This window comes from Micrococcus sp. HG099 (assembly GCF_024723355.1).
Classification (GTDB): domain Bacteria; phylum Actinomycetota; class Actinomycetes; order Actinomycetales; family Micrococcaceae; genus Micrococcus; species Micrococcus endophyticus.
The window spans coordinates 1-14,276 of record NZ_JANQCJ010000013.1 but is presented as its reverse complement, the minus strand read 5'-3'; the positions used below and the strand labels follow the sequence as shown (position 1 = coordinate 14,276).

Sequence of the window (14,276 nt, the reverse complement as noted above, 5' to 3'; positions counted from 1 at the left end):
GCGCCTCACCTGGACGTGGTCAGATGGTCTCCATGAAGCGCAGCGCCGAGCAGTCCGCCGTTCCCGCCCCCCTCGCCGACCCCGGGTCGGGCGCCGGGTCGGTCACGGCGTCGGGCGCCGTCCGGCCCGCCGAGGCGGACCCCGCGGCGGGCCAGCCGGTGCAGGGCCGGTGGGCGCGCCGCGTGGCGCTCACCCTCATCGGCGTCAGCGTCGCGCTGGCCGCGTGGTCGTTCGCGATCCCCTTCCTGTTCGGGCTCGGCGTGCGCGAGCTGCCGTGGTGGCGGCAGTTCTTCGACCTCAACCACGAGACCAACCTGACCGCGTGGTGGAGCTCCGGACTGCTGCTGCTCGGCGCGATCGGCTTCGCCGTCGTCGGGCTCGTGCGCCGCTCGCTGCGCGCGGACCGGCCGCTGGCACTGCTGGCCTGGCTCACCCCCTCCGCGCTCCTGGCCGCGATGAGCCTGGACGAGTTCACACAGATCCACGAGCGCCTCGGCGAGGTGTGGGACGCCCTCCCGTTCACGCCGGAGAACCCCCTGCACGCCTTCCAGGGACTCATCCTCGGCGTGCCGCTCGCGCTGGCCGTCATCGCCCTGCTCGCCCTGACCGCCATGATGCTGCCCCGTCGCACCCGCGCGCTCACCGTGACCGGCATCGTCGTGTTCTTCGTCGGCGCCATCGGGCTCGAGGCCGTGCCGCTGGTCTTCAACATCGCCCGCGCGTCCTGGGCGTACCACGCCGTGACCCACCTGGAGGAGCTGACCGAGATGATCGGCTCATCCCTGCTCATCGTGGCCCCCTGGGCGCACCTGCACCTGCGCCGCGCCCCGGGCAGCCTGCTCGTCACCACCGACGGCCTGCCCGCGGCCGCGGAGCACGACGACGCGGCCCCGGCCGGCCGCTGAGCCGCCGGTAGACTCGACTGCTGTGACTGACGCCCGCGCCCCGTACTACCTGACCACGGCCATCTCCTACCCGAACGGCGAGCCCCACATCGGCCACGCCTACGAGTACATCGCCACGGACGCGATGGCCCGCTTCCAGCGGCTCGACGGGCGGGACGTGCGATTCCTGACCGGCACGGACGAGCACGGGCAGAAGATGGAGCAGACGGCGCAGCGGGAGGGTGTGACCGCCCTCGAGCTGGCCACGCGCAACGCCGCGGTGTTCAAGGAGATGGACGACGAGGTGCTCGACATCTCCTACGACCGCTTCATCCGCACCACGGACGCAGACCACGCCGAGGCGGTGCAGGAGATCTGGCGCCGCATGGAGGCCAACGGGGACGTCTACCTCGGCTCCTACGCCGGCTGGTACTCCGTGCGCGACGAGCGCTACTTCGGCGAGGACGAGACCGCCGTGGGCGAGGACGGCGTGCGTCGGGCCGTGGAGACGGGCACCGAGGTCACATGGACCGAGGAGGAGTCCTACTTCTTCCGCCTCTCCAAGTACCAGGAGCCGCTGCTCGAGCACTACCGGCGCAACCCGGAGTTCGCCGCGCCGCGCTACCGCTTCAACGAGGTCATCCGCTTCGTGGAGGACGGCCTGGAGGACCTGTCCATCTCCCGCACCTCCTTCGACTGGGGCGTGCCCCTGCCGGCGCCCGTGGACCCGGACGCCGAGGACGCCGACCGCCGCGCGGACCACGTCACCTACGTGTGGGTGGACGCGCTGACCAACTACCTCACCGGCGCCGGCTGGCCGGGCCGCGACCCGGAGGCCTTTGGCCGCTACTGGCCGGCCGACCTGCACGTGATCGGCAAGGACATCTCCCGCTTCCACTGCATCTTCTGGCCCGCGTTCCTGATGTCCGCGGGGATCGAGCTGCCGAAGCGCGTGATGATCCACGGGTTCCTGAACAACAACGGCGCCAAGATGTCCAAGTCCCTGGGCAACGTGGTGCACCCGCGCGACTGGGTGGCCCGCTACGGGCTGGACGCCATCCGCTTCTTCCTGCTGCGCGAGTTCCCGTTCGGCGCGGACGGCTCCTACAGCCACGAGGCCGTGGTGAGCCGCAAGAACGCGGACCTGGCCAACAACCTGGGCAACCTCGCCCAGCGCTCCCTGTCCATGGTCGCCAAGAACTGCGAGGCCGCCGTCCCGCAGCCGGGGCCGCTGACCGCCGAGGACGAGGCCGTCCTGGCCCAGGTGGACGCCCTGCTCGAGCGCTCGCGCACCGCGTACGCCGTGCAGGACTTCCACGACGCCCTCGAGGAGACCTGGCGCGTGCTCGGCGAGGTCAACGCGTACTTCGCGGACCAGGCCCCGTGGGTGCTGCGCAAGACGGACGAGCCGCGCATGCGCACTGTCCTGTACGTGACGCTCCAGGCCGTGCGCCGGGTGGCCCTGCTGGTCCAGCCGGTGATGCCGGTGTCGGCCTCGCGCCTGCTGGACCTGCTCGGCGTCCCCGCCGAGGGCGACGCCGGCCGCACCGGCGCCTCCGGCCAGGGCCCGCGCTCCTTCGCGGCCTTCCACGAGGACCTGGTGCCCGGCACCGCCCTGCCGAAGCCCGAGGGCGTGTTCCCGCGCCACGAGGAGCCGGCTGAGGCCTGACCTCCCCCCCCGTTCGCCAGGGCCAGCAGACACGCCGCGACGTCGCACCGGAAGCGGCGTGTCTGCCGGCCCTGGCGTGGGGTCTGAGGGTCCGCAGGCTGAGACGGCGCGTCACACGATGTGGTCCACCCCGGCCCTGGTCGTAGCCTGAGGCGCATGACCGAGAGCACGCGCCCCTCCGCAGACCCCCTGGACATCGCCGTCATCGGCGGCGACGGCATCGGCCCCGAGGTGACGGAGCAGGCCGCCGCCGTCCTCCAGGCCGCGCTGCGCGCCGAGGGCCGCCCCGAGGCGCGCCTCACCCCCTACCCGCTCGGCGCCGAGCACTGGCTCCGGACGGGGGAGGCGCTCCCGGACGAGACGCTCGAGGCCCTGCGCGTCCACGACGCCATCCTGTTCGGCGCCGTGGGCGCCGCCCCCGGCGACGAGCGCATTCCCTCCGGCCTGATCGAGCGCGGCATGCTCCTGCGCCTGCGCTTCGAGCTGGACCACGGCGTGAACCTGCGCCCGGCCGCCCTGCTGCCCGGCGCGGTCAGCCCCCTGGCCGAGCCGGGGACGATCGACTTCACCGTGGTCCGCGAGGGCACCGAGGGCCCCTACGTGGGCAACGGCGGCGCCATCCGCACCGGCACCCCTCACGAGATCGCCACCGAGGTCTCGGTGAACACCGCCCACGGCGTGCGCCGCGTCGTCGAGGACGCCTTCGCCCGTGCCGCCGCGGGGGAGCGCAAGCGGCTCACCCTCGTGCACAAGCACAACGTGCTGGTCCACGCCGGGCACCTGTGGCGGCGCACCGTGGAGGCCGTCGCCGCGGACTTCCCCGAGGTGAGCTGGGACTACATGCACGTGGACGCCGCCACGATCTTCCTCACCACGGACCCCGCGCGCTTCGACGTGATCGTCACGGACAACCTCTTCGGGGACATCCTCACCGACCTCGCCGCCGCCGTGACCGGCGGCATCGGCCTGGCCGCCTCCGGCAACATCAACGTGGAGGGCACCGCCCCGTCCATGTTCGAACCCGTGCACGGCTCCGCGCCGGACATCGCCGGCCAGGGCGTCGCGGACCCGGTGGCCGCCATCCTCTCCGCCGCCCTGCTCCTGGAGCACGTGGGGGAGACCGGCGCGGCCCAGCGCGTGCGCACCGCCGTCTGGGCCCACCTGAAGGACCGGGTCGACGGCGCCCGCGGGTCCACCGCCGAGGTGGGCGCCGACGTCGCCGCGCGCGTCTGAGCCGACGCCTCCGGCGCGTCTGAGCCTCGGCTCCGGCGGGACTGAGGCGACGCCTCCGGCGGGTCTGAGCCGACGCCTCCGGCGGGGCCGAGCGGCCGCCCCGGGCGGGTCTAGGATGGGTCCACGGCCTGCGCGTGTCCTGCGCCACAGGCCGTGGCCCCGCGCGTCGTCCCCGGCGCCGGCGCCCCGCCCCGCCACCCGTCACGAGGAGTGATCCCACCGTGTCCGAGACCGTGTTCACGCGTCAGCCGCACCTGTCCCCGTTGTCGGAGGAGGAGCGCGCCGAGATCCTGCAGGATCCCGGCTTCGGCAAGGTCTTCACGGACCACATGGTCTCCATCGACTGGACCTGGAGCGAGGACGGCGGCGCCTGGCACGACGCCCGCGTGGAGCCCTACGGCCCGCTCTCCCTGGACCCCTCCGCCTCCGTGCTGCACTACGGCCAGGAGATCTTCGAGGGCCTCAAGGCCTACCGCCACGAGGACGGGTCCGTGTGGACGTTCCGCCCCGAGGCCAACGCCGCGCGCCTGAACCGCTCCGCCCGTCGCCTCGCGCTGCCCGAGCTGCCCGAGGAGATGTTCCTCGGCTCCCTCAAGGCCCAGCTCGAGGCCGACCGGGACTGGGTCCCCACCGGCGAGGGGCAGTCCCTGTACCTGCGCCCGTTCATGTTCGCCACCGAGGCGTTCCTGGGCGTGCGCCCGGCCAAGGAGGTGCGGTACATGGTGATCGCCTCCCCGGCCGGCAACTACTTCGGCGGCGAGCTCAAGCCGGTGACCATCTGGGTCTCCCGCGAGTACGCTCGCGCGGGCCGCGGCGGCATGGGCGCCGCGAAGACCGGCGGCAACTACGCCGCCTCGCTGCTGCCGCAGCTCGAGGCCGCCTCCAAGGGCGCCGACCAGGTCGTGTTCCTGGACCAGTACCACGACGACTCCATCGAGGAGCTCGGCGGCATGAACGTCTTCTTCGTGTTCGACGACGGCCGCCTCGTCACCCCGGAGCTCACCGGCACGATCCTCGAGGGCGTCACCCGCTCCTCGATCCTGCAGCTGGGCCGGGACATGGGCCTGACCGTGGAGGAGCGCCGCATCACCCTGGCCGAGTGGGCCGAGGGCGTGCGCTCCGGCGCCATCCGCGAGGTGTTCGCGTGCGGCACCGCCGCCGTCGTCACCCCGATCGGGCGCCTGCTCGACGGCGACGACGTCATCGAGTCCGCCGGCGGCACCGACGTGACCCTGAAGATCCGCGCCGAGCTCGAGGGCATCCAGACCGGGCGCGTCGAGGACCGCCACGGCTGGCTGCACCGCCTGGTCTGACCCGGCAGGGGCGCCCGCGCCCCGCCCCTCACGCGCCCCGCCCCTCGCCCCCTGCCTCGCAGTCGGGCGGAGCCGTCCTGCAGATGGCCGGCATGAGCGCTCAGATGGCGCTCATGCCGGCCATCTGCGCGACGGCTCGTCGGGGCACGCTCCGCCACAGAACGTGACCCACGGAGCGCGGGGGAGAGACGTGAGACACTCTCCCGGTCATTCCTTCCTTCGTGATCGGAGAACCCGTGAGCTCGCATCGCTCCGCCGCGCCCGCCGAGGGCACGGCACCCCGGGACCCCGCCCGGGACGGCGGCCCGGACGGGCTGCCGCCCGTCGAGGCCGCGCAGCGCCCCCGCTGGACGCCCCTGAAGATCGCCGTCTGGGTGGTCGTCGCCCTCGTCGGCGGCGTCGCCTGGACCATGCTCGCCCTGCATCGCGGCGAGTCCATCAACGCGATCTGGTTCGTGTTCGCCGCCGTCGCCACCTTCGCGATCGGCTACCGCTTCTACTCGAAGTACGTGGAGCGCATGATCGTCCGCCCGGACGACACCCGCGCCACCCCCGCCGAGTACCGGGCGGACGGCCGCGACTACGTGGCCACCGACCGCCGCGTCCTCTACGGCCACCACTTCGCCGCCATCGCCGGCGCCGGCCCGCTCGTGGGCCCCGTGCTCGCCGCGCAGATGGGCTACCTGCCCGGCACCATCTGGATCATCGTCGGCGTGATCCTCGCCGGCGCCGTCCAGGACTACCTGGTCCTGTTCTTCTCCATGCGCCGCGGCGGCCGCTCGCTCGGCCAGATGGCCCGCGACGAGCTCGGCCGCATCGGCGGCACCGCCGCGATCGTGGCCACCCTGCTGATCATGGTGATCATCACCGCGATCCTCGCGCTCGTGGTGGTCAACGCCCTCGGCGAGTCCCCGTGGGGCGTGTTCTCCGTGGCCCTGACCATCCCGATCGCGATCTTCATGGGCCTGTACCTGCGCTACCTGCGCCCGGGCCGGATCACCGAGGTCTCGATCATCGGCTTCGTGCTGCTCATGGCCGCCATCATCGGCGGCGGCTGGGTCGCCGAGACCGACTGGGGCGTGGCCCTGTTCACCCTGGACCGCGTGACCATCGCGTGGGGCATCATCATCTACGGCTTCGTGGCCGCCGTGCTGCCCGTGTGGCTGCTGCTCGCCCCCCGCGACTACCTCTCCACCTTCATGAAGATCGGCGTGATCGCCGGCCTCGCCGTGGCCATCGTGATCGTGCAGCCGCAGATCACCGCCCCGGCGATCTCCGAGTTCGCCTCGGGCCAGACCGGTCCGGTGTGGCCGGGCTCCCTGTTCCCGTTCCTGTTCGTGACCATCGCGTGCGGCGCCCTGTCCGGCTTCCACGCGCTGATCGCCTCGGGCACCACCCCGAAGATGGTGGAGAAGGAGCGCCAGACCCGCTTCATCGGCTACGGCGGCATGCTCATGGAGGCCTTCGTGGCGGTCATGGCGCTCGTGGCGGCCGTGTCCATCGACCGCGGCATCTACTTCGCCATGAACGCCCCCGCCGCGCTCACCGGCGGCACCCCCGAGACGGCGGCCGCCTGGGTGATGAGCCTGGGCCTGGCCGGCGTGGACGTCACGCCCGAGCAGCTCACCGCGCTGGCGAACCTCGTGGGCGAGGACACGGTCGTCTCCCGCACGGGTGGCGCCCCGACGCTCGCCGTCGGGCTCTCGATCATCATGGGCCAGCTGATCGGCGGCGAGGCCCTCATGGGCTTCTGGTACCACTTCGCCATCATGTTCGAGGCGCTGTTCATCCTCACCGCCGTGGACGCCGGCACCCGCGTGGCCCGCTTCATGCTCCAGGATTCCCTGGGCAACGTGGTCCCGCGCTTCAAGGACACCGGCTGGCGCGTGGGCGCCTGGGTGTGCACCGGCATCATGGTGGCCGCGTGGGGCGCCGTGCTGATCATGGGCGTGACCGACCCGCTGGGCGGCATCAACACGCTGTTCCCGCTGTTCGGCATCGCCAACCAGCTGCTGGCGGCCATCGCGCTCGCGGTGGTCCTGGCGATCGTGGCCGGCCGCCGGCACTTCCGGGGCCTGTGGATCGTGGCGCTGCCGCTGGGCTTCATCACCGTGGTCACCACGGTGGCGAGCTTCCAGAAGATCTTCTCGTCGGTCCCGGCGGTGGGCTACTGGGCGCAGCACAACGCGTTCAAGGACGCGCTGGCCTCGGGCTCCACGAGCTTCGGCGCCGCGAAGTCCGTGCCGGCGATGGAGGCCGTGGTCCGCAACACCTTCATCCAGGGCACGCTGTCCATCGTGTTCCTCGTGCTGGCGCTCGTGGTCATCACGACGTCGGTGCTCGCCACGATCCGCGCCTTCCGCTCCACCGAGGTCGTCGACCACGCGGATCCGTACGTGCCCTCGCGGCGCTTCGCCCCGGCCGGGCTGATCGCCACTGCCGAGGAGAAGGAGCTGCAGCGGCAGTGGGACGCGCTGCCGGCGGATCAGCGACCGGAGCGGGGCCACTGACGTGGCCGCCTCTGGCACCTGCCCGACGCCGGCCGGCGGCTCCGCTGCGGAGCCGGCGGCCGCGCGTCGGGCCGGGGACGGCACCGGTCCGGCGGCCGGGTCGGGCCTGCGTGCGGCGTGGGCGTCCGCGCGGTGGTGGGTGCGCCAGCTGGCGGGGGAGGGCAAGTACGACGCCTACCTCGCCCACCACCGGGCGCAGCACCCCGGCGTGGAGCCGATGAGCGAGCGGGAGTTCTGGCGGGACGAGTACGCCAAGCAGGAGGCGAACCCCGGCAGCCGCTGCTGCTGAGCCGCCGTCCCCGCGCGGGGCCGCGTCGTGCACGTGGTCCCGGCCTGCTCCGAGCTGTCCTGCAGATGGCCGGTATGAGCGCGATCTGAGCGCTCATGCCGGCCATCTGTGCGACGGCTCGATGCCGGCGGGCCGTCTCGGACGGCTCGACTCAGGCGGGGCAGCCCGGAGCCGCCGGCCTCTCGAGGACGGCGCGCAGCGCGGCCGCCGAGCCCGCCAGGTCCAGCGGGGTCCGCAGGGCGGGGAGGTCGATCGTCACGGCGTCGTCCATGCGCCGCGGGATCACGTGCAGGTGGGTGTGCGGCACGTCCTGGCCGGCCTCCCAGCCCTCCGCGAGGTGCAGGGTCACGCCGGGGGAGACCACGCGGCGCAGCACCGCCGCCACCCGGGCGGCGAGGGCGAAGACCTCCGCCCCCTCCTCGGGCGTCACCTCCGAGAAGGACTCCACGTGCCGACGCGGCACCACGAGCGTGTGGCCGTCGGCGGCCGGGCTCTGGTCCAGGAACGCGAGCGCGAGCGGGCTCTCGGCGACGAGGTGGGCGGGGCCGACGCCGCGGACGACGGCGCAGAACGGGCAGTGGGAGGCCATGCCCGGAGTCTAGGCAGTCGGGCTCGGCCGTGGCGGTGGTGCGTCCACCACTAGGCTGGACCCCATGCGCATCGCACGTTTCGTGGACCAGGCCGAGCCGACCTACGGCGTCGTGGAGGGCCCGGCGGACGCCGACCTCTCCGAGCTGACGATCACCGCCCTCCAAGGAGACCCGTTCTTCCACGGCATCCAGCCCACCTCCACCGTCCACCGGCTCGAGGACGTCCGCCTCGTGGCGCCCATCATCCCGCGCTCGAAGATCGTGGGCGTGGGCCGCAACTGGGCCGACCACGCCAAGGAGCTCGGCAACGAGACCCCCGCGTCCCCGCAGTTCTTCCTCAAGCCCAACACCTCCGTGGTGGGGCCGGGCGAGCCGGTCACCCTGCCGTCCTGGTCGGACGAGGTCTCCTACGAGGCCGAGCTCGCCGTGGTGATCGGCACCATCTGCAAGGACGTGCCGGTGAGCCGCGTGGACGACGTCGTGTTCGGGTACACCGTGGGCAACGACCTCACCGCGCGGGACGCCCAGCGCACGGACCTGCAGTGGGCGCGCGCGAAGGGCTTCGACGGCGCCTGCCCGCTCGGCCCGTGGATCGAGACCGAGCTGGACGTGGAGCCGGCCGGCGGCCTGCGCATCACCTCCCGCCTGGACGGGCAGACCCGTCAGGACGGCACCACGGCGGACATGGTCTTCGGCGTGCGCGAGCTCGTGGCCGCCGCGTCCGAGGCGTTCACCCTCCTGCCCGGCGACGTGATCCTCACCGGCACCCCGGCCGGCGTCGGCACGGTGGCCGAGGGCCAGCGCGTGGAGGCCGAGGTGGAGGGCATCGGCGTGCTCGCCACGGTCTTCCGCCGCTGAGCACCGCTCCCGACGACGGCGCCCCGGTCCGCGCGGACCGGGGCGCCGTCGTCGTCCTCGGCGGGCGGCGTCCGGCCCGCGTCCGCGCGTAGACTCGCAGGCACCATGACTGACGCCACCGCTCCCGTGTCCGAGAACGCCCCCGCCCCCTTCGCCGACGTCCCCCAGGTGGACGCCGAGACCCCCGTGCGGGTGCGCTTCTGCCCCTCGCCCACCGGCACCCCGCACGTCGGCCTGATTCGCACCGCCCTGTTCAACTGGGGCTGGGCGCGGCACACCGGCGGGACGCTGGTCTTCCGCATCGAGGACACGGACGCCAAGCGGGACTCCGAGGAGTCCTACCAGCAGTTGCTCGAAGCCATGCGCTGGCTCGGCATCGACTGGGACGAGGGCGTCGAGGTCGGCGGCCCGCACGAGCCCTACCGCCAGTCCCAGCGCGGGGAGATCTACGCGGAGGTCATCGAGAAGCTCAAGGCCGGCGGGCACATCTACCCGTCCTACTCCTCGCCCGAGGAGACCGAGGCGCGCCACCGGGCCGCCGGGCGCGACCCCAAGCTGGGCTACGACGGCTTCGACCGCGACCTCACGGACGAGCAGGTCGCCGCGTTCGAGGCCGAGGGCCGCGCGCCCGTGTGGCGCCTGCGCATGCCGGACACGGACATCACCTTCACGGACCTCGTGCGCGGGGAGATCACGTTCAAGGCCGGCACCGTGCCGGACTTCGTGGTGGTGCGCGCGGACGGCTCGCCGCTCTACACGCTGGTCAACCCCGTGGACGACGCCCTCATGGGCATCACCCACGTGCTGCGCGGCGAGGACCTGCTCTCCTCCACCCCCCGCCAGATCGCCCTGTACCGCGCCCTCCACGCGGTCGGCGTGGCCGCGTACATGCCGGTGTTCGGCCACCTGCCCTACGTGATGGGCGAGGGGAACAAGAAGCTGTCCAAGCGCGACCCGCAGGCCAACCTGTTCCTGCACCGCGAGCACGGCTTCATCCGCGAGGGCCTGCTGAACTACCTGGCCCTGCTGGGCTGGTCCCTGTCCGCGGACGAGGACATCTTCACCCCCGAGCAGTTCGTGGAGCACTTCGACGTCCACAAGGTGCTGGCCAACCCCGCCCGCTTCGACGAGAAGAAGGCGATCGCCATCAACGGCTCCCACGTGCGCATGCTGGACGCGGACGACTTCCGGGAGCGCCTCGTGCCCTACCTGCACGCCGCCGGCCTCGTGGACGCCGAGCCCACGGAGCGCGAGCGCGAGATCCTCGCGGCCGCCGCGCCGCTTGTCCAGGAGCGCGTGCAGCTGCTGGGGGAGGCCGTCGAGATGCTCGCCTTCCTCTTCACGGCGGACGCGGACGTCGCCACGGCCGAGGGCGCCCTCAAGGGCATGCCGGCGGACCTGGGCGCCGCCGTCGCCGCGGCCCGGGACGCGCTGGCGGCCCTGCCGGAGGACGGGTTCACCACCGAGCGCATCGAGGAGGCGCTGCGCGCCGCGCTCATCGACGGGCTGGGCCTCAAGCCCCGCCAGGCCTTCGGCCCGGTGCGCGTGGCCGTGACCGGCCGCAAGGTCTCCCCGCCGCTGTTCGAGTCCCTCGAGATCCTCGGGCGCGACTCCGCCCTGGCGCGCCTGGACCGGTTCGCCGCCGAGCAGGGCCTGGACCAGGGCCTGCCCACGGACGCGTGAGCGGGGCCCCCGCGACCGGGCAGGCCACGACGACGGCGGCCGGCGGGTCGCCGTCGTCGCCCGCCCCGGCGCCCCCGGAGTGGGACGCGGTGCTGTTCGACCTGGACGACACCCTCCTGGACCTGCGCGCCGCCCAGCACGCCGCGTTCGACGCGACCGTGCGCCGGCAGTGGGCCGGGGCGGCCGACGTGGACCCGGCGCGGATGGCCGAGGCCACGGAGGCCTTCGCCTCCGACGCCGCCGGGCACTACGAGCGCTACGTGGCCGGCGAGCTGACCTTCGAGCAGCAGCGCCTGGCCCGCGCCGCGGACGCCCTGCGCGCCCTCGGCGCCCCCGAGGAGTCGGCCACCCCGCTCGAGGCCCTGTGGACCGCGGACTACGAGGACGTGGTCCGCGGGCACTGGGCCCTGTTCCCGGCCACCGCCGAGGTCCTGGCCCAGGTGCGCTCGTCCGGCCGGGGCGTGGGGATCGTGACCAACAACGTGGAGGCCTACCAGCGCGCCAAGGCGGACGCGCTGGGGCTGGACTGGGTGGACGTGCTGATCGGCTCGGACACGGCGGGGGCGCCCAAGCCGGATCCGGCGCCGTTCCTCGCCGGCTGCGCCCGCCTGGGCGCGGAGCCGGGCCGGACCCTCATGGTGGGGGACAGCCTGACCCACGACGTCGCCGGCGCCCGCGGCACGGGCCTCGTGCCCGTGTGGATGAGCCCGGCCGCGCCCGCCCGCGGGGCGGCCGAGGACCCGGTGTGGGACCCCGAGCGCGGGTGCTGGCGGCTGCGCGCGATCGGCGGCCTGCGGGCCTGGCTGCGGCGCTGATCGGCCGATTTTGCACGGGCCGCGATGAGGGTGTAGAGTTCTTTCTCGTTGCCGGAGAGATCCGGGAACACCGAGCTCATGAATATGACGCACTTCGGTCAGCAAGACTTGACCGGCAGTGGGGTATGGTGTAATTGGCAACACAACGGTTTCTGGTACCGTCATTCTAGGTTCGAGTCCTGGTACCCCAGCGAGTCCCTCGGACTCATGTGCATGCGGACGAGCGGAGACGCTCGCACGTGGCGCACGGCCCCATCGTATAGCGGCCTAGTACGCCGCCCTCTCACGGCGGTAACGCGGGTTCAAATCCCGCTGGGGTCACGCAGTCGCCGCGCCCGCTTCCTCAGGGAGCGGAGCGGCGCAGGACGGATGCTCGCATCCGTCGCCTGAACAGGAGACGCAGGCAGGCAGGAAAGGTCTCCACCTGTGCCCTCCGCGCTCGCGCGGACGGCGCGTACGGCCCCATCGTATAGCGGCCTAGTACGCCGCCCTCTCACGGCGGTAACGCGGGTTCAAATCCCGCTGGGGTCACCACTGGTGACAGGAAGCCCGGTCCATGCGGACCGGGCTTCCCTCGTCTCCGGGGCCGCTCCGCCGTCGGGAGCGCGCCGGCCGGCCCGTCCGCGGACGGGCCCTCCGTGAGACGATGGCCCACGTGCCACACACGGATCAGACCCACCCGGACCTCCGCGTCGACACGGCCGTGCGCCGCGTGCGCGATCACCTCGCCGCGCTGGAGCTGCCCTTCGAGACCGCCACGGCGGGCGAGGACCGCGCCGAGCGGGAGCGGACCCTCCACCAGATCGAGGACTACGTGCTGCCGCGCCTCGACTCGCTCGATGCGCCGCTGCTCGCGGTGGTCGGCGGCTCGACCGGCGCCGGCAAGTCGACCCTCGTGAACGCCCTGGTGGGCCACGAGGTCTCGCGCTCCTCCGCGCTGCGCCCCACCACGCGCCAGCCGCTGCTCCTGCACAACCCCGCGGACGCCCACTGGTTCACGGGCCCGCGCGTGCTCCCGGACCTCGCCCGCGTCACCGTGCACCGTGACGCGTCGGCCGGACCCGTGGAGCCGGACCAGTCCGCCATGGACACCGTGGCCCTCGTGGCCGAGCCGGCCCTGCCCGCGGGCATCGCGCTCGTGGACGCGCCGGACATCGACTCGGTGGCGGACCAGAACCGCGCGCTCGCCCGGCAGCTTCTCGAGGCCGCGGACCTGTGGATCTTCACGACGACGGCGCACCGCTACGCCGACGCCGTCCCGTGGCAGCTGCTGGACCAGGCCGCCGCCCGGGACATCACGGTGGCCGTGGTGCTGGGGCGCGTGCCCGAGGGCGCCGCCGCGGACATCACCCCGGACCTGCAGCGCATGCTCACCGAGCGCGGCCTCGGCGACGCGCGGATCCACGTGATCCCCGAGACCCACTTCGACGAGCGGGGCCTGCTCCCGGCCGAGCACGTCGAGGGCCTGCGCACCTGGCTCGAGACGCTCGCCGCGGACGCCCAGGCGCGCGGCGCCGTCGCCCGGCGCACCGTGGACGGGGTGCTCGGCCAGCTGGCCGCCCGCGTGGCGGAACTGGCCCGCGCCGAGGAGGACCAGCGCCACGCCGCGGACCTGCTCGCCCGCGTAGTGGGGGACTCCACGCAGCAGGCCGTGGACCGGGTCCACGAGGCCACCTCGGACGGCACCCTGCTGCGCGGCGAGGTGCTCGCCCGCTGGCAGGACTTCGTGGGCACCGGCGAGTTCTTCCGGGGCGTGGAGACCGCGATCGGCCGCGTGCGCGACCGCCTCGGTGCGCTCGTGCGCGGGCGCCCCGCCCCGGCGGAGGAGGTCGAGACGGCCCTCGAGACCGGCCTGCACGCCGTGATGGTGGAGGCCGCCGCAGCCGCCGCCGAGCAGATCGAGCGCCGCTGGGCCGCCGAGCCCGCCGGTCGGGCCCTCGTGGCCGGCCGTGACCTGGGCGCCCTGCCGGCGGACACCTCCGAGCGCGCCGCCGCGGTGGTGCGCGACTGGCAGTCGGACGTGCTGGCCCTCATCCGGGAGGAGGGCGCCGGCAAGCGCACCCGCGCCCGCCTGGCAGCCACGGGCGTCAACGGCGCCGCGGTGGCGCTCATGGTCATCTCGTTCGCCTCCACGGGCGGGCTCGTGGGCCTCGAGATCGGCATCGCCGGCGGCGCGGCCGTGGTCGGCCAGAAGCTGCTCGAGTCGATCTTCGGTGAGGACGCGGTGCGCCGCATGGCCAGGCGCGCCAACGAGCTGCTCGAGCGCCGGGTCCGCGCGCTGCTCGAGACCGTCCTGGCCGACCGCTTCCTCCCGCTGCTGCGCCTGGACCGCGAGCCGCAGGCCACCGAGGAGCTGCGTGCCCTCGTCCCCGTGCTGCGCCGCGGCGTGGACGCCGGCCTCGACGGTCCGGGCGGTCCGGCCCCCGAGGCGC

11 protein-coding genes and 3 tRNA genes are annotated in these 14,276 nt (G+C 73.6%); 13 read left to right on the top strand and 1 reads right to left on the bottom strand.

What is annotated here, in order from left to right; all coding sequences use genetic code 11:
* The first annotated feature begins 32 nt into the window (after positions 1 to 32).
* From NWP10_RS02470 to NWP10_RS02445, 6 genes are all read left to right on the top strand, one after another.
* Positions 33 to 905, top strand: a complete 873-nt coding sequence (locus NWP10_RS02470; RefSeq protein ID WP_258299774.1) for a hypothetical protein — start codon at positions 33 to 35, stop codon at positions 903 to 905.
* Between the two features lie 22 nt (positions 906 to 927).
* Entirely contained in the window at positions 928 to 2,553 is a 1,626-nt protein-coding gene (gene metG, locus NWP10_RS02465; protein WP_258299773.1) for a methionine--tRNA ligase, read from the top strand.
* 156 nt (positions 2,554 to 2,709) lie between these two features.
* Complete coding sequence (locus NWP10_RS02460; protein ID WP_258299772.1) at positions 2,710 to 3,786, top strand: 3-isopropylmalate dehydrogenase; 1,077 nt, start codon at positions 2,710 to 2,712, stop codon at positions 3,784 to 3,786.
* A gap of 221 nt (positions 3,787 to 4,007) precedes the next feature.
* Positions 4,008 to 5,099 (top strand): branched-chain amino acid aminotransferase, encoded by a 1,092-nt coding sequence (locus tag NWP10_RS02455; RefSeq protein ID WP_166437385.1) that lies wholly within the window; start codon positions 4,008 to 4,010, stop codon positions 5,097 to 5,099.
* Between the two features lie 236 nt (positions 5,100 to 5,335).
* Entirely contained in the window at positions 5,336 to 7,609 is a 2,274-nt protein-coding gene (locus tag NWP10_RS02450) for a carbon starvation CstA family protein (protein ID WP_017488197.1), read from the top strand.
* Position 7,610: 1 nt separating this feature from the next.
* Positions 7,611 to 7,898, top strand: a complete 288-nt coding sequence (locus tag NWP10_RS02445) for a YbdD/YjiX family protein (RefSeq protein ID WP_248193045.1) — start codon at positions 7,611 to 7,613, stop codon at positions 7,896 to 7,898.
* Positions 7,899 to 8,049: 151 nt separating this feature from the next.
* Here the strand turns inward: NWP10_RS02445 and NWP10_RS02440 are convergent, their stop codons facing one another.
* Entirely contained in the window at positions 8,050 to 8,487 is a 438-nt protein-coding gene (locus tag NWP10_RS02440) for an HIT family protein (protein ID WP_258299771.1), read from the bottom strand.
* Positions 8,488 to 8,551: 64 nt separating this feature from the next.
* On the opposite strand from NWP10_RS02440, the gene NWP10_RS02435 reads away from it, so the two are divergent.
* The 7 genes from NWP10_RS02435 to NWP10_RS02405 all read left to right on the top strand — a co-directional run.
* Positions 8,552 to 9,346, top strand: a complete 795-nt coding sequence (locus NWP10_RS02435) for a fumarylacetoacetate hydrolase family protein (protein ID WP_158494823.1) — start codon at positions 8,552 to 8,554, stop codon at positions 9,344 to 9,346.
* Between the two features lie 105 nt (positions 9,347 to 9,451).
* Positions 9,452 to 11,029, top strand: a complete 1,578-nt coding sequence (gene gltX / locus NWP10_RS02430; RefSeq protein WP_017488864.1) for a glutamate--tRNA ligase — start codon at positions 9,452 to 9,454, stop codon at positions 11,027 to 11,029.
* On the top strand, positions 11,026 to 11,844 hold the full coding sequence (locus tag NWP10_RS02425) for an HAD family hydrolase (RefSeq protein WP_258299770.1): 819 nt from the start codon (positions 11,026 to 11,028) through the stop codon (positions 11,842 to 11,844). The genes gltX and NWP10_RS02425 overlap by 4 nt, the downstream gene beginning before the upstream one ends.
* Positions 11,845 to 11,963: 119 nt before the next feature.
* Positions 11,964 to 12,035 (top strand) — tRNA-Gln (locus NWP10_RS02420).
* 57 nt (positions 12,036 to 12,092) lie between these two features.
* Positions 12,093 to 12,165 (top strand) — tRNA-Glu (locus NWP10_RS02415).
* 137 nt (positions 12,166 to 12,302) lie between these two features.
* Positions 12,303 to 12,378 (top strand) — tRNA-Glu (locus tag NWP10_RS02410).
* Positions 12,379 to 12,499: 121 nt separating this feature from the next.
* On the top strand, positions 12,500 to 14,276 hold a 1,777-nt coding region (locus tag NWP10_RS02405), incomplete at its 3' end, for a dynamin family protein (RefSeq protein WP_258299769.1).